Here is a 20338-nt window from a genome sequence, read left to right on the forward strand (position 1 = left end):
TACAACTGAAGGTAGGGCGGTTGTTAGACTGACGCCGCCGAGCCGTCATCTATCAAGGGATCCAGCGATGAGCCACTCTCAGAACCTTCTACGATTGGCCGTGGCGCTGCTGCTGGCGTCGGCCACAGTGCCTGCAGTCGCGCAGTACGAGGACACTCAGCCGCCTCCGAAAGAGCGTTTTGAAGTCACCAAAGACGGCAGCGTGCGCGACAACGAGACCGGATTGCTCTGGGCCTCCAAGGACAACGGTGGCGATATCGACTGGCAGGGCGCGCAGAACTACTGTCAGTCGCAAGGCGGCGGTTGGCGCGTGCCGAGCAGCGCCGAGTTGCTCAAGATCTACTATCCCAGCGACGATCAGATCCAGGACTGCATCGGCAAGCTCACCTGCAGGGTCACGCCCTTGATCCTGTTGTCCGGGTTGACGCCCTGGAGCAGCGATCGCAACGGCGCCACCGAGGCCTTCTACGTTTATTTCAATGACGGCCAGCAGTACTCATATGCCATGACCAACACCCAGGGCAAGCGTGCGCTGTGCGTGCGTAATCCGTAGGCGGGGCACGGGGCACGGGGAAGAGGCTACGGCCTTCGGGCGGTTGTAGGTCCAGACCTGTCTGGACGCTCTTGGCGACGTCCCGAAAGAGCGTCCAGACAAGTCTGGACCTACAAGAGCCTGAGCCGGCGTCATTGCGCCCCCGGACTTGATCCGGGGGGAAGCAATCCGGAGGCGGGGTCGCAAGTTCCTGGATTGCTTGGTCGCTACCCTCCTTTCCATGAATCCGTATCGTCACTTGTTGATTTGCAGTCGCCAGACGTAGCTTGCGCTGGGCGCGGTGTGCCCAACAGCCGGCGTCTTGAGCTGGATTGACCTCGCGTCGCGACCCTTACCCGCCATAATCCATAATCAGGGCGGGTCGACATCAGAAGCGGGACGCAGAGAACGCGGAGGAAAAACAGAGAGTGCGCGGAGAGAAGCAGAGCCGTCCTGGACGGGCTTTTCTCTGCGTTCTCTGCAGTCCTCGGCGTTCTCTGCGTTAAAGCTCTCGTCCACCGTTGAGCGAGAATCGCCGGCAGTCGCGATCCGATGGCGCCGGTCGCGCCACGAGGGCGCTCCTACGACACCGGGTTCATGCCCGTGGGCAGTGTCAGTCCGATATGGGTGGCTCGCAATAACGTATCTTGAGGAAACTGCGGCGGCTCCGTCGCGCATTCCGCCTTCCCTCTCGCGCTGCCCGCCCCCGGCCATGCTTTTTCCAGCCGCGCCCGAATTCGGCCTCAGGTCGTCTCAATGTGCCTGAATGCAACTGCTAGTCTGCGGAAAAATTCCCGGAGACTCGCCATGTCCAAGCATCGCTCTGCCCTCTGGTCTCGCGTCGCCTTCATCGTCCTGGCCAGTCTTCTCGGCCTGTATGCCGTCGCCCAGGTCATCGCGCCCACCACCGAATTCGCGGTGATCGGGGTCAGCAACGAGAACACCAATGGCCGCCCCACCGCGGTGCTGCGCTTCAACCGTCCGCTGGACACCAGTCAGGTCTTCGACGCACTGGTTCACCTGAGCACTCCCGAAGGCGGCAAGGTCGATGGTTCGTGGATGTTGGCACACGATGCGCGCACGCTCGAATTCCCCTTCCTGCAGACACTGTCGACCTACCGGATCAGGGTCGACGCAGGATTGCGCGCAGCCGACGGCAGCACGCTTGTCGGCGCATTCGAGCAGCAGATCAGCACCCAGGTGCTCCCCGGCAGCGCCCGCTTTCTGAGCAACGGCAGCGTGATTCCGCGCCATGCCCATCAGGGACTGCCGATTGCCAGTACCAATATGGCATCGGTGGACGTGGAGTTCCTGCGGGTGAACCCGGCGAACTACCCGAGCTTCTTTCTCGGCTACGAGCTGCCCTACGGGCGCTGGCCGGGTGTGCGCCGCCAGGCCAAGCGCGCTGGCGGCGACTCTGAAGAGGAATACCACTGGAAGAGTGAGCTGGAACGGATCACCGATTTCACCGAATCGGTGTACCAGCAGCGCTTCACGCTGGACCATCCGGGCGACCGTCAGGCACTGACCTATCTGCCAGTGCACCGGATCAAGGAGTTGCGCGCGCCCGGCGTGTACATGGCGGTGATGAAGCAGCCCAACAGCTTTCCTGGCAGCTGGCACAGCGCCTACTTCGTGGTCACCGACCTTGGCCTGCATGCGCGCCGCTATGGCGATTCGGTGTGGGTACACGCTGCCTCGCTGAAGACCGGCAAGCCACTGCCCGGCACCCGCATCCAGGCCCGCGGCGACGGCGGCAAGGATTTGGGCTCGGCTGTCACCGACGCCCAGGGCAATGCCCTGATCCAGGTACAGCCGCAAGGCTCGGGCCAATACGACGATGGCACGCCGCAACCCAAATCCGACAGCACCGAGCTGCTGCTGCTGAGCGGCGAGCACGACGACGACGTGGCCATGCTGCCCTTCAATCAGCCGGCCGTGGACCTTTCAGCCCTGCCGATCACGGGTCGTCAGCAACAGCCTTTCGACATCTACAGCTGGGGTAGCCGCGATCTCTATCGCCCAGGCGAAACCCTGCGCGTGCATCTGCTGGTGCGCGATCACGACGGCCACCTGCGCCAGCAGAACACGCCGCTGATCGCGCAATTGCTCAATCCCGAGGGTGAGAAGGTCGAGAACCGTGCGCTTGAGGTCGGCCCGGGCGGCTATGCCAGCTACAGCTACCAGCTGGCCGACAACGCCGTTACCGGACTGTATCTGCTGCGCCTGTCCACGGATGGCAACAGCGAGCAGGCGCCCTTCAGCATGGATCTGCATGTCGAGGAATTCCTGCCGGAACGGTTGAAGATCGATCTCGGCAGCGACCAGGCCACACTGTCGCCGGGCGAGAACCTGCGGCTGAAGGCGCAATCAGCCTATCTCTACGGCGCTCCGGCCGGCGGCAATCGCTTCGTGGCCTCGATGGTGCTGGCGCCGGCCGATCATCCGGTCGAGCTCTACAAGGACTTCCATTTCGGCGACGCCAGCGCACGATTTGATTCGACACCCACCGAAGTGCTGGACGAGGTCTTCGACGAACAGGGCGAGATCAGCGCCGAAATCGATCTGTCGCGGGTCGCCCGTGACAAGGGCCCTGTCGAGGTCAAGATTCTGGGCGAAGTGCAGGAAAGCGGCGGTCGCGCCGTCAACAAGATCCTGAAACGGGTGATCTGGCCGGCGCCGGTGCTGCTGGGCCTGCGCCCGCAATTCGATGACGACAGCGCTCCGGGTGACACCACCGCCAAGCTCGATGTGATCGCCAGTGACGTCAGCGGCCAGCGGCATCCGGTCAGCGGCGTGCAGGTGCGCATCTTGCGCGACTGGCGCGATTACAGCTGGTACTACCGCAATAACGACAGTTTCGACGTCAGCATCATCAGCTCGACCACCGTGGAGAGCACCCAGACCATCGATCTGAGCGCCGACGGCCGGCCCTTCGAGTTGCAGGTGCCGATCAAATGGGGCGGCTACTGGGTGGAGCTGATCCACCCGGATTCCGGCGTGGTGACGCGGTACCACTTCCAGGCGGGCTGGAGCTGGGGTGGCGACAGCCAGATCGCGCGCGAACCGCGCCCCGACCAGATCAAGCTGGAGCTGGACAAGGCCGCCTATCGCGTCGGCGACAGCGCCAGACTGAGCATCCACGCGCCCTATGAAGGCCCGGGTTTCGTCGTGGTCGAGAGCGATCAGCAACTGTTCTACGCCGAAATCAACGCCACACCGGATGCCGAAGTCAGCATTCCCATCGACGAGCGCTATCAGCGCCACGACATCTACATCAGTGCCGTGGTGCTGCGCCCCGATGGCAGCAAGGACGCGCTGGTGCCTTCGCGCGCCGTGGGCATGCTGCATCTGCCGCTGGATCGCTCTGAACGCAGTCTGGCCGTGGCCCTGAAGGTGCCCAGACTGAGCCGCCCCGGTGCCGACATGCGCATTCAGATCGACGCGCCGCAACTCGCCGGCCAGCAAGCTTCCGTGGTGCTGACCGCCGTCGATCAGGGCATCACCAACATCACCCGCTACAAGGTGCCGGATCCGGCTGGCTTCTTCTTCGGCCAGCGCCGTTTTGGCCTTGACCTCTATGACATCTATGGCCGCGTGGTCGAGAACTACGCCGGTGCCCGCGCCGGGCTGCGCTACGGCGGTGATGGCGAATCGCCAGAGTTGCCGGAGATGCCGCGCGATCAGCTCAAGGTGCAGTTGATCGATCTGTATCAGGGGCCGATCATGCTGGACGCCAAGGGCCACGCCACGATCAAGCTCGTGGCACCCGATTTCGACGGCACGCTGGATGTGACCGCGCTGGTGTTCAGTGATGACCGTTTCGGCAAGGCCACGTCCGAACCGATCGTGCGCGCGCCGGTGGTGGCCCAGCTATCGGCACCCAGGGCGCTGGCGCCGGGCGATGTCTCCACGCTGGCGCTGGATGTGCGCAACATGAGCGGCAGCGCGCAGGACATCGGCATCAAACTCGACAGCGAGGGTGGTATCCAGCTGCGCGATCTGCCGAAGGCACCGCTGGCGCTGGCGGACGGTGCCAAGCAGGTGCAGATCATGGGTCTGGACGCACTCGGCATCGGCCCGGCGACGATCAGTGTCGAAGTGAGCTCGGCAGAAGGCAGGGTCAGTCGCAGCGTGTCGACCGTGGTTCGCCCGGCCTATGCGCCGGTACGCCGCATCGAGCAGAGCAGCGTGACCGGGCCCATCACCATCAAGCCACCGGCCAGTCTGGTCGCCGGCCTGCTGCCGGGCGCCAAGCTGCAATTCACGGTCAGCAATCGACCGCTGCTGCCGCTGGCCGGCGCGGCCCAGGAGGTCACGGAGAAACTCTGGTGGTACTCCTACCTCAAGCTCAATGTGCAGCGCGGCTTTGTGCATCTGCTGCTGGACAGCCACAACCGCCAGCTGTTCGGCGTGCGCACGCTGGACGAGAGCTCGCGGCAGGCGCTGATCCAATCGGTGATTGACGACTCGGTGGCGCAACAGACGCCGCTGGGCCACTTCTTCATGTGGGGCAAGGACAGCTGGATCGATACCCAGCTGACGCCCTATGTCGCCGAGTTCTGGATCAAGGCCAGACAGGCCGGCTTCCGGATCGACGATGCAGCCCTCAACCGCACACTGGCGCGGATGCGACAGGACCTGCAGAACGGCGGCAACGCCTATCTGGCCCACGAGCATCATGAAGCGATCAAGTTTGCCAACAACGCGTACGCCGCCTATGTGCTGTCGCTGACCAACGCCGCCCCGATCGGTACCCTGCGCACGCTTTACAACGAGCACGCCAAGGACGCCAGGACCCTGCTCCCGCTGGTGCAACTGGGCCTGGCGCTGCGCACCATGGGCGACAAGAACCTCGGCGATCAGGCCCTCGCCCTGGCGCTGAACGGAAAGTGGGACAGCGCCTGGGGCATCGGCGACTATGGCTCCACGGAGCGCGATCTGGCGTGGTCCCATGCCCTGCTGGTCGAGCACAAGCTGATGAACCCGGCCTGGGAAGCGAAGGTGCTGCCGCTGGGCCGAAATCTGACCGGACGCAGTCGCGACCAGCGCTGGAAGGGCAGCTATTTCAGCCTTGACGAGGCCGTCGCGCTGGTGCGTCTGGGCGTGCAATTGCTGCAGCAGCCGGCCGAGCCGCTGCAGGGCAGCTTCAGCAGTGGCGACAGCCGCCAGCCCATCGCCAGCAAGCGCCAGTACAGCGTCGAATTCGCCGCGGCCGACCTCGCGCGCACGACTGCCGCGCTGGAATCGAATGGCACGCTGTACGTGGAATGGAACAGCGTCGGCTTCAGCAAGACGCCGCCGCCCGCTGATCAAAGTCAGGTCGCCATCAGCCGCGAGTACTACTCCCTGGATGGCGCCGCCTGGACCGGCACGGACCTGAAACAGGGCGATCGCCTGCTGGTGCATCTGCGGGTGCAGGCCGAGCGCGATATCCGCGACGCCGTACTGGTGGACCTGCAGCCCGGTGGGCTGGAAGTCGAGAACCTGAATCTGGGCGATTTCAGCGAGCTGGCCGCGGTCAAGATCGAAGGCCGCCCGGTCACCGACTACACCTACGGAGCCACGCTGCGGCGTCAGGAATACAAGGACGACCGCTACCTCGCCGCCATCGACTTCTCGGCCTGGCACGGCGACAATATCAATCTGTTCTACATCGCCCGCGCCGTGACCCCGGGCGACTACGTGGTGCCGCCGCCGTTCATCGAGGACATGTTCCGTCCCCAGGTCAAGGGCCAGGGCGCCACCGTGATTGCGCGGTTGAAGGTGGAGTGAGGTGAAGCCGAACCGATGCGCTGGCGCCCGCCATGAACTCGCTTGGTGTGTGTAGCCCGGTGTGCCGCGCAGCAGCTCGCTGGGGCGTTCTCACTGCTGCTCTGGAGGGCGCCGCGCTGCGGTGCAGCTTTGCGCTCGCGGAAGATCAACAGCGGCCGCGCAGGCGCGCGGCCCTCCGGAAGTCCGCTTCGATCAAGGCATCGGTAGCGCGGCTCCGGCGCGCATGGGCTTGGGGAAGCGCCTCCAGGGCATTCGCGCCGGCAGCCGCGGCTCTGCGTCGGGCGCAGTGGAGGGCGCCGCGCCGCGGCGCCGCTTTGCGCCTTGTGAAAATCAACAGCGGCCGCGCAGGCGCGCGTCCCTCCTCAAAGCCGCGCCGATCCAGCGAGACCGCTAACGACCCGCGGGCAACGCCTGGCCCACCCAAACGGCACTCGATGAACGTGCTTACAGAGCAACGCGACGATCCAGACGCTCTTCTTCGCGTACTTTCTGCTTTTCCTTCGCGTCCTTCGCGTCCGGCACTTCTCTATGACTTGCCTCAGGGCCTGATCGTCGCCTCACCGGTCGCGCCGCGAGGGCGCTCCTACAGTGGGCGCTTCATGGCCCATGGCCCATTCCTGGCCGAAGCAGGTAGCTGGCCATGACCCGCCTGCGCTGGTCATTGCTCGCGCTGATCCTTGCCGTGCTGACGGTCTGGGCGCTGGATGCCTGCTTCCCGCCGCCACTGCCGACGCTGGCGGAAGATCTATCCACAGTGGTGGTCGATCGCAACGATCGACCTTTGCGCGCCTTTGCCTCGCGCAAGCGCGTGTGGCGCTTTGCGGTCACGGCCGATCAGGTGGCCCCGGATTATCTGCAGGCGCTGTTTGCCTTCGAGGACCGCCATTTCTTCCGCCATCCGGGGGTGAACCCGGCGGCGGTCGTTCGCGCCGGCTGGCAGGCGCTGGCCTCGGGGCGGGTGGTCAGCGGTGCCTCGACCCTGACCATGCAGGTGGCGCGCATCCTGTCGCCGCAGCCGCGCACCATCGGCGCCAAGCTCAAGCAGATGCTGCGCGCGCTGCAGATGGAGCGGCGCTTGAGCAAGCGCGAGATTCTGGACCTGTATCTGAACTACGCACCCTTCGGCGGCACCGTGCAGGGCGTCGAAGCGGCCAGTTTTGCCTACCTCGGCAAGTCGGCACGCAGCTTGAGTCTGGCCGAAGCCGCGCTGCTGGTGGCGCTGCCGCAGGCGCCCTCGCGCTTGCGCCCCGATCGCCATCCGGAGGCCGCGCGAAAGGCCCGCGACAAGGTGCTCAGGCGCATGGTCGATCTGGAAGTCATCACTGCCGACGCCGCGGCTGCCGCCATGCGCGAACCGGTCGAAGCGCGGCATCTTGCGGTGCCGATGTGGGCGCCGCACCTAGCGCAGCGCCTGCGCAGCCAGCATCCGCGCGAGGCGGTCATCCACAGCACCATCGACATCGAATTGCAGATGGGCCTGGAAGCGCGGGTCGCCGAGTACTTCGGGCGCCTTGATCGCCGGGTGTCGGCCGCCGTGCTGGTCATGGACCATCGCGACGGCGCTGTGCTGGCGTATCTCGGCGGCGTCGAATTCGGCGATCCCAAGCGCGCCGGTCATATCGATCTGGTGCAGGCCCAGCGCAGCCCCGGCTCCACCCTGAAGCCCTTCATCTATGGACTGGCGCTGGACGAGGGCCTGATCCACTCCGAGAGCCTGCTGCTGGACGTGCCGCTGAACTTCGAGGGCTACACCCCGCAGAACTTCGATCGCCGTTTCACCGGACCGGTGGCCGCCAGTCTGGCGCTGAAGCGCTCGTTGAATCTGCCCGCGGTGCAGTTGCTGGATCGGATCACGCCGAATCTGTTCGCCGCACGCCTGCAACACGCGGGTTTGCCGCTGGCCTTGCCGGCCGGCGGCACTCCGAATCTCAGTCTGGCGCTGGGCGGTGGCGCCGCCAATCTGGAGGCCCTGGTGCGCGCCCACTCGGCGCTGGCGCATGGCGGCAGCAGCCTCAAGCCGCGATTGCTGCGTGACGACCCCGTCGAGCAGCGCCAGGTGCTCAGCGCCGGCGCCGCGTACATCGTGCGCGACATGCTGCGCGACCGCGGCAAGCCCTGGCTCAGCTGGAAAACCGGCACCAGCTACGGCTATCGCGATGCCTGGGCGGTCGGCAGCACGCCCGACTACAGCGCCGGCGTTTGGGTCGGCCGGCCCGACGGCACGCCCCTGCCCGGCTCGATGGGCGCCGATACCGCCCTGCCGCTGCTGCGCCAGATCCTGCTGGCCATGCCCAGACACACGCCGCGCGAACTGCCGCCGAGCAGCGTCAGTCGAGTCGACATCTGCTGGCCCACCGGTCGCGCGGCGACGGACACACCTCCGGAGCTGTGCGCGCGCCGCGGCAATGCGCTGGTGCTGGATGGGCTGGTTCCGCCCACCCTGGCCGCGCCCGGAGAAAACCCCGGCTGGCTGCCGCTGGTGGAGATCCGCGTCGATCCGCAAAGCGGCCGCCGCCTGACCCTGGGCTGTGCCCCGGGCAGCGGCACCCTGATGCAACGTGCGCGCTGGCCGGCCGAACTTGGCCCCTGGCTGGACCCGGCCCTGGCGCGCACCCAGACCATGCCCGCCCGCCGCGCCGACTGCCTCGCCGACGGCCTGGACGAACTGGAAGCCATGCGCATCGACGGGCTGCCCGACAACGCCCATCTGCGCTCGCTCCCCGGCAGCCGCCGCGGCCCCCGCGCCGTACTCCAGGCCCGCGGCAGCGAAGGTCAGGTGCGCTGGCTGATCAACGGCGAACTGGCCGCAGCCCTGCCCGCCAGTGCCCGCTTCGATCACACCTTTGAACAAACCGGCCCGATCGACGTGCTCGCCATCGGCGACCACGGCCGCTACGCCAGACTCAGACTGACCATCGAGTAGCAGCGCCTCGCGCGCGACCGTCAAAGCAACCCTAGGAGACTTCCTCCGTCAACCCATGGTCACGCGGTGGTGGCCGGAGACACCGCGTTGCCGCGTAGCGCCTTCTGTGAGGTTGATCCAGCTTCCCAGTCTTGACCCGAATCGCCCGCGCTTTCAGACTGCCGATGACTGACCCAGCGGCTCGGTCGCCACGACTGAGGCGGTGGCGCAGGGTGTCTTCCACACGAGCTGGAGCTTGAGGCGTGAATCGATGGAATGCATCGGTGCGGCACGCAGCCGCTGCATTGCTGGCTTGGTCTGTTGTTGGCTGCTCTCACGACGACACAAAGATGGCGCTCAAGATCATCGACGGTGAAACCGATCGATTGCTGTATGCACAGACCATCCTCCGTGCGGCAGCAGACTTGCGAAGCAACGAGACGCCCCTGCGAGAAGATCAGATCGATGCGATCGAATTCGCCTGGTCACAAAGCCAGCACGCCTATGCCGAGATTCTGCGCTGCCAGGACGATGGCAACTGCAGACTGGTCTCGATGCGGTCGGTGTGTGCGGACGTCGATTCCCTACTGGCAGCCCGGCGGGCGCTCGCCGCCAAAGTCGACCTGCTGGCCGTCAGCGAGCTGCTGAGCGTGGACAAGGGACCTCTCAATGCCGACCGTTTGCGCCTGCTAAAGGCCGAAGCAGCGCGCGACGGGAGAATCAGCCCCTTGGAGGAGAATGTGCTGACCCTGGCGACGGCGGCGGCTGTGGCGCACGGCATCTGGTCACTGACACCCGAAGGAGAGAAGGAACGCCTGCGCAGGCGAGAGACGCATGCCGCAGACGAGTTCAAGCAGCGTTGTGATGCCGATGCCATCTGAACCCTGAAGTCACGCCATTGCAGGCTGTTCGATCTGGACACTGGCGCCTGCGCACAGTCTGTCCGACGTGCAAAGCCCATCTTGACTGCGGCAATTCCCGCACCAGCTGACTGGGCCGAACGCACCATGCCCTGGGCCCGACCGAGCAACATCAGGACGGTCAGGACACACTGCGATGCAACCCTGATCGCGGATGGAGTCCGCCCACAGGCGTGGTCGAGGACAGGTTAGCCCGCATTTCCCACACCTGTTGCGGAAGGTCGCGCAGGGCTTTGCGACTAGCGCAAGGCGCGACGACGAGGAATGGTGATTCCATTGCGAGGAGGAGCAACGCAGCGATAGTCGCAAAGAACCAGCGAGGTCCGCAAAGCGGGCAGATGCAGCCAAACACTCTGTGACTGGTGCGTGCCTCGGAATCCCCTTTTTTCACTAGAAGCTTGGGGGCATCTGCTCGCGCAGGTGTGAGAAATGCGGGTTAGCGCAGCTTCGCGCACCAGGGTGGCTGCGGTGGGTCGATGGCGGCCTCTTCGCCGTGTGACATCGCCTGCTGCAGGCGCTCGCGGGCCGCAGCGCTGCGCGCCAGGCCGGCGGATTTGAGGTCGCCGAGTTGGCGCAGCCGATCCTGGGCGCCGGTTGGATTGCCAGATCGATACAGGCGACGGGCACCGATCAGAGCCAGCTGCACGCGCAGCATGCGGTCCGCGCGGCCATCCAACTGCTGCCCGGCCTCTTCAATAGCGTTTGCAGCATCTTCCAGGCGCTGCTCGCGTAGCGCCAGTTCGGCTGCGATCAGTGCCAACAGCGCGTGTTCGCGTCTTAGCTGGACATGGCGTCCGTCGGCACTGGCGGTGGCCAATTGTGCGCGCGCGGACTGCAGATGAACGCCGGCCGCTGGATAATCGCGGCACTGCGTTGCCCTTCGGGCCTGTTCGCGCTCGATCTGCACCAGCGCCAGCGGCTGGTCGCTGCGCTCGGCGTAGGCGCGCGCTTGATCGAGTCGTTGCCGGGCCTCGTCCACCTTATTACTGGATAGCGCCAGATCGCCGAGCAAGCCCGACAGCGTGCTGGCCAGTTCCCAGTCCTGGTCCTCCAAGGAAATCGGCAGTGCGCGACCTGCGGCCGCCAGGGCTTCGTCTTCGCTTCCGGCCTGCCAGGCACTGAGCGCCCAGTCGGTCAGCGTCGTGGCCAGCAGCCCCGGGTTGCCGATGGCTTCGACTCGGCTGACCGCCTGGCTCAGCCAGTGCCGGGCAACGTCGATCTCGCCGGCATTCAGATAGGCCTGAGCCATGCGCAGACAGATGGCGACGGCAACATGCCGATCGCCGCTGGCCTCGGCCACCTGCAGCGACTCATCGGCCAGCCGACGCGCCTGACCCAGCTGCCCCTGCGCTTCCGCCAACTGACCCTGGATGTCCAGCACCGATGCCAGCTCGAACAGCGCCCCACTGCTGCGAAACCAGTCCGCGGCCTGCTGCAGACGCTCTGCCGCAGGGGCGAAGCGCCCGAGGTCCATCAGCAGGGTGCCCTCGACCAGATTCAGCTGTGCCTGCAGGCTGGCATCGTCGGTGTCGGCCAAGGCCCGCGCGCGCCCGAGTTGCTCCAGCCCGGGCTCGAATCGCTGCAACTGGCCCAGCGCCCGCGCCGCATTGAGGCGGGCCTCGGCCGCGATCGAGTTCCAACCCAGTATTTCGGCTGCGTTGGCGCTGGCCTCGGCAGCGGCCAGCGCCCGCTCGTGTTGACCGCGTCGCAGACTGATGACCGAATCCAGCAGGTCCACTTCCGGATACCCGGCGCCGAGTTCGCGCGCCACCTCGATCAACTGGTCGAAACGCGTGTTGCGGCCAGTGTGCCCGGCCAGCCGTGCAGCGGTCAGCGCTGGCACATAACGCATGGGCAGCAGCTGGTGCAGGGCCTGCGCGCGCTCATAGGCCTCATCAAAGCGCCCTTCAGCTTCGTCCAGTTGTGACTCCAGGGTCAGGCGCAATTCCGGCGGTAGCTGGGCCGAACGTGCCAGGCCCTGCCGCGCCACCCGCGCCGCCTCGGGATCACGGGCCTGCAGATAGTAGGCACGGGCCAGCAGGCTCAGCGCCGGAACAAAGCCGGGCTCTGCAGCAACCACCGGCTCCAGCAGCGCCGCGGCCTGCGCGCCACGCCGCTGCATCAGCAGGCTGTCGGCCTCGGCGTAGGCGCGCAGGCTGGGCCACTGCTGTGGCAGCAGCGTTTCGCGGCTGGCGCTCTGCGCCAGACCCGGCACCGGCAGGCCCAGGTAGGCGCGCACGGCGTCGGCGGTCTGTTGAATCTGGGTGCGCACATCGGCATCGCCTTCGAGCACCATCGTGACCTGCAGCTCGCCGTGGGGACGACCAATCTGCCAGCGCCAGCGATTCGGACCTGCGCTGCTCAGGTGTTGGGTCAGAACCGCAGGCGTCGTCTGATTCACCCCCTCACCCAGCCGCGCGCGCGGCCGCTCGTTCATGCCCAGCTCCAGAGCCAGGGCCGCGCTCAGGGCCTCGGCCACCCAGGGCGGCACATCGGCATCGGTTTCGGCGGCAGCCAGCGCGGTCGGCACCGACAGCGGCCGGTCCTCTCCCGGCACGGCCAGATCCGGTTCGGCGGGCCACCACTGGAGCCCGGCCAGCAGCAGCATCAGCAAGCCCAGCCCGCTCAGGCCAGGCAAGATCCGGCGTTGCCGGGGTGTGGGCAAGGATTCCGCCGCAGGCGGCTCTGGCGCGGCAAGCGCTGGAGCAGTCTGGGGAAGTCCAGCGGAAGGCGGCGCGGAATCGATCTCGACTTGCGCGCGCAAACGGTAGCCGTGTCGGGGTACGGTCTCAACCAGAGTCTCGCCCTCCGGCGCCAGCGCCTTGCGCACTTGCCAGATCAGTTTGCCCAGGGTCTCGTCGGCCACGACCGCACGCGGCCACAGACGCTGGTGGAATTGCTCGCGGCGCAGCAGCTGTCCACCGTTCTCGACCAGCAGCTGCAGGGCGTCAAAAGTCTTCGGAGCACAACCGCGCTCGGCCCCCTGCGCGTCCAGTAGGCGACGTTCAACCGAATCCAGGGTGAATCCCTCGAAGCGATAGCGCACCGCTGGCGTGCTCCTGAAATCGTGACTGACGGTGATTCTGCCAGCACTTGGGCACGCCTACCTCGCCATCGCGCGATCTCGGGCCAGAGGCCTTCAGCATCCGCCACGAAGAAAACATGAAGGAACGATCCGGGCCGGCGAGACCGCTGCTGCCTAGCATCAGCAACCGACCCCCGGGCCTGGAGTTCACCATGCGCTTTCGTCGGACGGCGGTTTTCGCCCTCTTGATCACTTCGATGCAGGCACTGGCAGCGGGCAGTCCGATCAAGGCGGCGGTCTATCTGGCCGAACTGCAAACCGAGAAACTCTATCGGGTGGCATTCAATTGGGACGGTCAGGGCACACTGAGCGTGGCCACGCCGGAACTGATCGTCACCACCGGCAATGGCGGCGGTGTGCGCTTTGCTGGCAATCGGGTCTACGTCACCGGCGCCGGCGTGGTCAGTCAGGTTGATCTGCGTACGCGTCAGCTGAGCACGGTGCAGTCGCTGAACAATGCCAATGCCTGCGCCCTCGACCCGACGGGCACGAACCTTTACTGCGGCTGGCGTTCGGGACTGAGCCGAGTACCGCTGCAGCCCTTCGCCAATGGCACGCTGCTGCCGCTCAGCGGTGCCGATACCGACCTCACCATCGTCGCCTTCACGCCCTTGGGCGAGGTCTATTACACCACCGGCACCGAGGCGTTCAACGGCGATTTCGGGCGTCTGGATCTGAACACCAACAGCACGGTGCGACTGCAGTCGGCCGCCTTCGCCACCGGCCTGGCCTGGGACGACTTCAGCCAGAAGCTGCTGATCGCCGGCCTGGGCCGTGCCCGCCTGGTCGACCCGGTTGCACCCGGCGTCATCGCCAGTCAGCGCGATGACAGTGGTGCGGGCGAGAACTATCTGTCGCTGACGCCCACCGGCCGGGGCCATGCCCTCGGCACCTTGTGCTGTCTCAACGAGGCACGTCTGGTCCTGGTCGACTACTCCGCCAGCGGCGATCTGTCATCGGTCCAGACGCTGATCGCATCGGTGACCGTGCCGGGCTTGAGCATGCTGAGCGGCGAGGCCGCCTTCGACAGCGATCGGATGTTCGATGGCGGTTTCGAGGACGGCGAGTTCTGAACCTGCGCTCACGAAAAAAGCATGAACTCCACGTCCGGGCAGATCGCCGACTCTCAAGCCACGATCCGATCCACCGGCACATCTGAAGGAATCAGGATCGTGAAAGTCACCGATACGGCCATTCGCTCGACCAGGCTGCGTTTGAGCGGGCTGTGCGGATGGCTACTCATGGCGCTGCCACTGATCGCCACGGCCGTCGATGGGGGCTATGACCCCAGCTTTGCCCAAGGCGGTCGACGCCTGATCGGATTGTCTGGCGAGGATGATCTCGTCGGCCTGCATCTGAAGCCGAACCGGCATCTGCTGATGGCCGGCACCTGCGAGGGTATCTCCAGTGCAGCCACGGTGGTGCCAACCCTCTGCGCCGCCGAAGTCGACGCCAGCGGCACGCTGACCGGCTACGGACCCACGCCCAGCGCCGGCGGCGCCGGCACGGTGATCCTGACCGATCTGATCGCGCAAGCGGGCAACGAATCCTTCTTCACCAGTGACTCGGCCATCGACGCCAGTGGCCGGCTACTGTTTGCCGCCAGGCGTCAGGCGCCTGGCTCATTTCGCGCCATGCTGTTCCGCTTCAGCACCAGCGGCACCCAGGTAGACGGCCAGTATCAGCGCCCGGTCGGCGTCGGTGAACAGGATGAGTCCATCTATCAGGCCATTGCCGTGGACCCGCAGGGCCGCATCGTCGTCGCCGGCCATGTGCGTCGGATCGGCGGCCGCCTGTCCTTGCTGCTGTCGCGATTCACCGCTGAGCTGCAGCCGGACGTGAGCTTCGGGACCCAGGGCAGCGTGCGCCTGGATTCGCCCACCCTGGACATGGAAGCCCGTGACCTGGAGTTCGACAGTCTGGGGCGCATCCTGGTGCTGGGCCATCAAGCCGACACCGATTTCCATGTCACCGTGTTTCGCTTCGGCAGCAATGGCGCAGTGGACACCAGCTTTGGCAACGGCGGTGCGGCTCAAGTCGCCGGAACCACCGACCCCCGCGCCGGCGGCCTGGCCATCGATGCCAGCGACCGTCCGGTAGTGCTGGGCAGCAATCACGATCCCTTCGAATTCGATTTCGATCTGTTTGTAGCCCGGTTCAACACCAACGGCACGCGCGATTTCGGCTTCAACACGATCCCGGGCCAGGGCGGCGGATTTCTGCTGATCGAAGTCGAAGATGTACTCGGTTTCGGACTCAATGAATCCCCGGGCGATCTGCTGGTGCAATCCAACGGCAAGATCGTGCTGGTGGGCGCCGCGGAACGCGCCGACTTCAGCGGCAACTGGTTCTACACCATGCGCCTGCTCAACAACGGCGCCAGCGATCCCGCCTACGGCGTCAACGGCTTGTCCGTCGGCAGCTACGAGGGCGCGCCGTTCACAGGCAGAAGTGATATTGGCAAGGCCCTGACCTTCGACCCGGCAGGCTATCTGCTGGTCGGCGGCCCCGGCTTGCCCAGCGATTTCTTCGGCTCACAGGATTTCGGCATCGCCCGCCTCGGCAACGTCGAGGTGCGCGCGGAGCTGATCTTTGTCAGTGGCTTTGAGTGAGCGCACTGCCGGGTAGAAACGAGCTCGCGTCGCGACCGCCGCGTCGCGCAAACCCCGAACCTTGGCGGCACCGACCAAACGCCGGACGCGAAGGACGCAGAGGGAAAGCAGAGAGAACACGAAGAAAGGCAATTTGTTTTCGAGAGCGATCTCGCGGCCCAATCTTTCCTGTGGGAGACGGCTGCGTCGGCGATCGAAGATTGCGTCACACCGTAGCCTTGATCGCGGACAGAGTCCGCTCGCACAGTGGCTGCCGCCCTTTTTTCTCTGCGACCTCCGCGCCTTCGCGTGAGCGCGCTCTTGCCGACACTGCCAGCGATAACCGACATCGGCCTCTACCCGGCAAGGATCAGCCACAGCACATCGAGCAGCATCAGCAACACCAGCACCGCACCCAGCGTGAAGGCCAGTCGTCGATGCGGCACATGGTTGCTGTGCGTGTGGATCCAGGCATGTACCACCCGCGTCGCCACGAATCCCCAGGCGAGCACCAGCGGCAGCAGGCCACCGGGTTGCAGCCGCCAGAGGATCAGCGCCAGCACCAGAAACAGCACCGGCAATTCGAACTGGTTGCGGATGTTGTTGTTGATCTGGCGCACGAAGTCGGGCCAGGCGTCTTCATTGAGGGCACGCCGCGCGTCGTCGACCAGGCCGGCCTTGCTGGCCCGCGCCTTGGCGATCTGCAGCGCGCCGTACATCACCAGCACCAGCAGGATCTGCGTCAGGATCGGCAGCAGCATCGCGTTTTGACCGGCGCCCATCAACCACCCGCAAGATCCTGGGAAGCCTATTGAATCACGAAGCGCCGGGTCGCGGGCTTGAATTGTTGCGTCCTGAGCCTCACAGCCAGGTCTTCCCCGATGCCGGTGCTGGTCCATGCTCCGAATTGCGTTGATCTGTCTCTCGCTGCTGTTTTGTCATGTCGGTTCCGCGGAATCCGCGGGCGGTCAAACCGAGTCCGCCGTTGATTGGTTGAACGCGCATGGCGGCGATGCGCCATTCATGCTGCTCGGCGAGAAACACGGCACGCGGGAAATTCCGCGCTTCGTGGCCGACTTCCTTCGCGCCCAGCCGGAAGATCAGGCACTGACCCTGGGACTGGAGTACCCCTGTAGTGAACAATCGGCCTTCGAGCGCTTTCTGGATTCCGATGGCGGTGCGGCGGCGCGCGCCGCGCTGCGGGCCTCGTCGTACTGGCAAGTAACGAATGACCAGCACGATGGCCGCCGCAGCGAGGACATGCTCGATCTGCTCGAGGCCGTCCGGCAGATCCGCGCGTCGGGTCGCGACATCGCAGTGCTCGCCTACGACCTGGCGCCGGGCACCAAGCACGACCATCATTCGCGCGACAAGATGATGGCCGAATCTCTGCGCGCGGCGCGTCAGGAGCGGCCCGACCGGCGCTTGCTGGTGCTGACCGGCAACGTCCACGCCATGAAAGCCAGACCCAGCTATGCCCCACCGGAAATGCAGCAGCCGATGGCCAGCTACCTCGCCGACCTCAAGCCGCTGGCGGTCAACATCGAGGCCAACAGCGGCGAGTTCTGGGGCTGCCGCGGCTCCTGCGGCCCAGTTGCGGCGGGCAACTCTGGCGCCACCCATCGGGTCGAGCAGGGCGGCCCCTACGATCTGCGCCTGGTCCTGCCTGAATTCAGTGTCGCCAGGCTGCTCGGCGGGAAGTCTGCTCAGAGCCAGAACCCACTTTGACATTGGCCCGCAGGGCAGACCGCTGCCGGAGGTCCGACCCTTCCTGGGAATCCCGAGCCGCAATGACCGCCTGAGCGACCGGACCATCGCCAGAACCATGGCAACCGGGTCGCGACGCAAGGTCGCTCCTACAGTGGCATTGGCGATGGCGATGGCGATGGCGATGCTGATCAGTCTGTGAAACCATCCCGTTCAGCGCAACGGACGGAAGGACTCGGTGAGCCGAATCTTGTCATCGCCACTGGCCAGCCCCATCAGACACCTCATCGGCGCGTTGATCCTGTGTGCCGCGATTGTGCCCGGCTCGCTGGCGGCCTTGCCGCTGTCGCAGCCTCAGGCCTTGTCCGGTGCCTGGTACGACCCGGCCAGCAATGGCGAGGGCTATTTCGTGCTGGTGGCGGAATCGGGGATGGTAGTGACCTGGTACGGCTATGACGCCCAGGGTCAGCGATTGTGGCTGGTGAGCGAGACCTTCACCGGCAACGTGGAGTTGGGTGTGCCCATCACGCTCAACCTGTTTCGTGGCAGTGGCGGCGTGTTCACCCAGCCGCTCGCCAACGTCGAGGCTTGGGGCAGCTTGAGCCTGCGCTTCGACGACTGCACCCACGGGCTGGCCACGCTGAGCGGGCTGGATGGTGCCAAGGTCTCGCAGCTGCTGCAGTTTGCCGGCGTGCGCGAACAGGGCCGGTGCGATGCCGCGCCGGCCGGCAGCGAGTATCTGGCTTTCGGCCATCCCGAGGCAGTCAGCATTCGCGGCTACACCGAAGACGCCATGGAGCCCTTCATCTCACGCGATGGCCGCTATCTGTTCTTCAACAACTCCAATGCGCCCGAGGTGAACACCGATCTGCAATACGCCGAGCGGGTCAGCGATGTCCTGTTCGACTATCGCGGCCCGGTGAGCGGCGCCAATTCGCCGGCGCTGGATGGCGTGGCCAGCATGGACGACGAGCAGCGCTTCTATTTCGTATCCACCCAGTCCTATGCGCAGACACTATCCACGCTGTACCAAGGCCGCTTCGATCAGGGCAGCGTCACCGGAATCAGTCTGGTGGCTGGGGTGAGTCGCGGCGTCCCGGGGCAGGTCAATTTCGATGCCGAGATCAGTGCCGATGGCCAGACCCTGGTCTTCGTCGATGGCGCCTTCAGCGGCTCGGCTTTTCCCGATGCCGCGGATCTGGTGATCGCCTCGCGCGACGGCGACGGCTTTGCGCGTCTGCCGAACAGCAGCGAATTGCTGGCGGCGATCAACAGCGCCGATCTTGAATACGCGCCCTGTCTGTCGAGAAACGGCCTGGAGTTGTACTTCACCCGTTACGCCAATGGTGAATTCGCGATCTACCGCAGCACGCGCTGGCGCGATGACGCCGCTTTCGAAGCGCCCCAGCGGGTTCGGATCGTGGACGACTACATCGAAGCGCCGGCGTTGTCGCCGGACGAGCGCTCACTGTATTTCCACCGCCGGGTCGGCACGCGCTTCGAAGTCTGGCGCGTCCAACGCTGATCACGCAGAGCGCAAACGCAACGCGCGCCCGTAGGCGCGCGCCGGGGTTGCCGAGAAGCCGGTACCGGCTATTTCTTGACCGCGCTGGGCTTGACATTGAGGTCATGCAGAGCGACGTTCAACTCGTGGGTGCCGTTCTTGAAGTCACCGGCCTTGCAGGCGGCGACGCCCTTGTCGCGACTTGCGGTCGCTGCAGCCAGATTCGGTGCCGTGGCGTGGGCAGCCTTGGCGCTGTCGAACTGGGCGCTCAGCTGATCGCAACGGGCCTGGTTGGCCATCGGCGCCGGCGTTGCAGCCATCGCCATACCGCTCAACGCCAGTGCGGCCAGGGTGGCGGTGAGTTTCAGGGTCTTGGTGCTCATGGATTCTATCCTCGGGGTTTGTTGGGTCCGGCGAGCCTCGCTGGCCGGTGAGTGCAGATTGATCCAGGCGCGCTTACCGGGAACTGGCGGGCGGGTTACCAATCAGTAAGGCGGCAGGAACCACCCCACGGGCGCCATCGATCACCCAGGGCACGAAGCGCAGCATGGCTTGGCGTAGTCTTCGCAGATGTGCGCCCGAGGCTTCCGCCCCGACCGATGAAACACCTGCTCGACAACATCATCTGGAATTCGCTGTCAGGCCCGCAGCAGGGCTTTTCCGTCGGCACGAGCAGAGCGCGTCGCTATACCCGCGGCTTTTCGCCGATCGTCGGTTTTGCCGACCCTGACCATCCGCATTTTCCCGACCTGCTTCCCTATTGCGAGCCTGATGAGCACTTCTACGTCGAGCGCTGGGCCGGTACGGCACCGGAGGGCTGGCAGATCGATGTCGAATCACGCATGCGCAAGATGACCTGGGAGGGGCCGACACCGGAGACCGACGAGGCGCCCGATGCCATCGCCCTCGGCGTCGAACACGCCGTACAGGCCATGGCGCTGGCGCAACTGACCCAGCCCGGGCCCTTCGGCCTGCGCACCATTGAACTCGGCGAGTATTACGGCTACTTCGAAGGCTCGCGACTCATCGCCATGGCCGGCGAACGCATGCACGCCGGCACACTGAGGGAGATCAGCGGCGTTTGCACCCACCCCGATTTCCAGGGGCGCGGACACGCCCGTCGCCTGATGCGCAAGCTGATCCGTATCCAGATGCAGCGCGGGCAGACACCCTTCCTGCACGTCATGAGCGCCAACACCGGCGCCCATGCGCTGTATGTGAAGATGGGATTTGTCGACTATCGCGAAGTGGTGGTTCGAGTGATCTCCAGGCGTTGAGAAGCCCGCTGGCGCGCCCTCCTCCGTGTTGCTGGAGAAGGGCGA

At 65.6% G+C, this 20338-nt stretch carries 12 protein-coding genes; 9 read left to right on the forward strand and 3 right to left on the reverse strand.

The annotated features are described in order from the left end of the window. The first annotated feature begins 67 nt into the window (after nucleotides 1-67). The 4 genes from H7A19_06245 to H7A19_06260 all read left to right on the forward strand — a co-directional run bounded on the left by H7A19_06245 (nucleotide 68) and on the right by H7A19_06260 (nucleotide 10090). A complete protein-coding gene (locus tag H7A19_06245; GenBank protein MCP5474425.1) occupies nucleotides 68-553 on the forward strand; it encodes a DUF1566 domain-containing protein in 486 nt (161 codons plus the stop codon). Nucleotides 554-1339: 786 nt separating this feature from the next. Beyond that, on the forward strand, nucleotides 1340-6307 hold the full coding sequence (locus tag H7A19_06250) for an alpha-2-macroglobulin family protein (GenBank protein MCP5474426.1): 4968 nt from the start codon (nucleotides 1340-1342) through the stop codon (nucleotides 6305-6307). Between the two features lie 640 nt (nucleotides 6308-6947). Continuing rightward, entirely contained in the window at nucleotides 6948-9230 is a 2283-nt protein-coding gene (gene pbpC, locus H7A19_06255; GenBank protein MCP5474427.1) for a penicillin-binding protein 1C, read from the forward strand. 329 nt (nucleotides 9231-9559) lie between these two features. Next, on the forward strand, nucleotides 9560-10090 hold the full coding sequence (locus H7A19_06260; protein MCP5474428.1) for a hypothetical protein: 531 nt from the start codon (nucleotides 9560-9562) through the stop codon (nucleotides 10088-10090). A 475-nt stretch (nucleotides 10091-10565) separates the two neighbouring features. Here H7A19_06260 and H7A19_06265 read toward each other — a convergent pair whose 3' ends face one another. Further along, a complete protein-coding gene (locus tag H7A19_06265) occupies nucleotides 10566-13175 on the reverse strand; it encodes a winged helix-turn-helix domain-containing protein (GenBank protein MCP5474429.1) in 2610 nt (869 codons plus the stop codon). Nucleotides 13176-13366: 191 nt separating this feature from the next. On the opposite strand from H7A19_06265, the gene H7A19_06270 reads away from it, so the two are divergent. Next, nucleotides 13367-14287, forward strand: coding sequence for a hypothetical protein (locus H7A19_06270; GenBank protein ID MCP5474430.1), 921 nt, complete (start codon nucleotides 13367-13369; stop codon nucleotides 14285-14287). A gap of 168 nt (nucleotides 14288-14455) precedes the next feature. After that, complete coding sequence (locus tag H7A19_06275) at nucleotides 14456-15826, forward strand: hypothetical protein (protein MCP5474431.1); 1371 nt, start codon at nucleotides 14456-14458, stop codon at nucleotides 15824-15826. A gap of 335 nt (nucleotides 15827-16161) precedes the next feature. Here the strand turns inward: H7A19_06275 and H7A19_06280 are convergent, their stop codons facing one another. Beyond that, complete coding sequence (locus H7A19_06280) at nucleotides 16162-16587, reverse strand: MAPEG family protein (GenBank protein MCP5474432.1); 426 nt, start codon at nucleotides 16585-16587, stop codon at nucleotides 16162-16164. 115 nt (nucleotides 16588-16702) lie between these two features. On the opposite strand from H7A19_06280, the gene H7A19_06285 reads away from it, so the two are divergent. Both H7A19_06285 and H7A19_06290 read left to right on the forward strand, forming a co-directional pair. After that, a complete protein-coding gene (locus H7A19_06285) occupies nucleotides 16703-17533 on the forward strand; it encodes a calcium-binding protein (protein MCP5474433.1) in 831 nt (276 codons plus the stop codon). A 217-nt stretch (nucleotides 17534-17750) separates the two neighbouring features. Next, on the forward strand, nucleotides 17751-19037 hold the full coding sequence (locus H7A19_06290) for a PD40 domain-containing protein (protein ID MCP5474434.1): 1287 nt from the start codon (nucleotides 17751-17753) through the stop codon (nucleotides 19035-19037). A 68-nt stretch (nucleotides 19038-19105) separates the two neighbouring features. Here H7A19_06290 and H7A19_06295 read toward each other — a convergent pair whose 3' ends face one another. Next, on the reverse strand, nucleotides 19106-19399 hold the full coding sequence (locus tag H7A19_06295) for a hypothetical protein (GenBank protein ID MCP5474435.1): 294 nt from the start codon (nucleotides 19397-19399) through the stop codon (nucleotides 19106-19108). Nucleotides 19400-19615: 216 nt separating this feature from the next. On the opposite strand from H7A19_06295, the gene H7A19_06300 reads away from it, so the two are divergent. Further along, nucleotides 19616-20293, forward strand: a complete 678-nt coding sequence (locus H7A19_06300; GenBank protein ID MCP5474436.1) for a GNAT family N-acetyltransferase — start codon at nucleotides 19616-19618, stop codon at nucleotides 20291-20293. Nucleotides 20294-20338: the final 45 nt, after the last annotated feature.

It is taken from the genome of Rhodanobacteraceae bacterium (assembly GCA_024234055.1).
GTDB lineage: Bacteria > Pseudomonadota > Gammaproteobacteria > Xanthomonadales > SZUA-5 > JADKFD01.

Excerpts from the sequence above, each read along its gene's own strand:
- pbpC (MCP5474427.1), top strand. The coding sequence starts at position 6,948 with ATGACCCGCCTGCGCTGGTCATTGCTCGCGCTGATCCTTGCCGTGCTG.
- H7A19_06260 (MCP5474428.1), top strand. The coding sequence starts at position 9,560 with ATGGCGCTCAAGATCATCGACGGTGAAACCGATCGATTGCTGTATGCA.
- H7A19_06280 (MCP5474432.1), bottom strand. The coding sequence starts at position 16,587 with ATGGGCGCCGGTCAAAACGCGATGCTGCTGCCGATCCTGACGCAGATC.
- H7A19_06300 (MCP5474436.1), top strand. The coding sequence starts at position 19,616 with ATGAAACACCTGCTCGACAACATCATCTGGAATTCGCTGTCAGGCCCG.
- H7A19_06285 (MCP5474433.1), top strand. The coding sequence starts at position 16,703 with ATGCTCCGAATTGCGTTGATCTGTCTCTCGCTGCTGTTTTGTCATGTC.
- H7A19_06270 (MCP5474430.1), top strand. The coding sequence starts at position 13,367 with ATGCGCTTTCGTCGGACGGCGGTTTTCGCCCTCTTGATCACTTCGATG.
- H7A19_06245 (MCP5474425.1), top strand. The coding sequence starts at position 68 with ATGAGCCACTCTCAGAACCTTCTACGATTGGCCGTGGCGCTGCTGCTG.
- H7A19_06295 (MCP5474435.1), bottom strand. The coding sequence starts at position 19,399 with ATGAGCACCAAGACCCTGAAACTCACCGCCACCCTGGCCGCACTGGCG.
- H7A19_06250 (MCP5474426.1), top strand. The coding sequence starts at position 1,340 with ATGTCCAAGCATCGCTCTGCCCTCTGGTCTCGCGTCGCCTTCATCGTC.
- H7A19_06275 (MCP5474431.1), top strand. The coding sequence starts at position 14,456 with ATGGCGCTGCCACTGATCGCCACGGCCGTCGATGGGGGCTATGACCCC.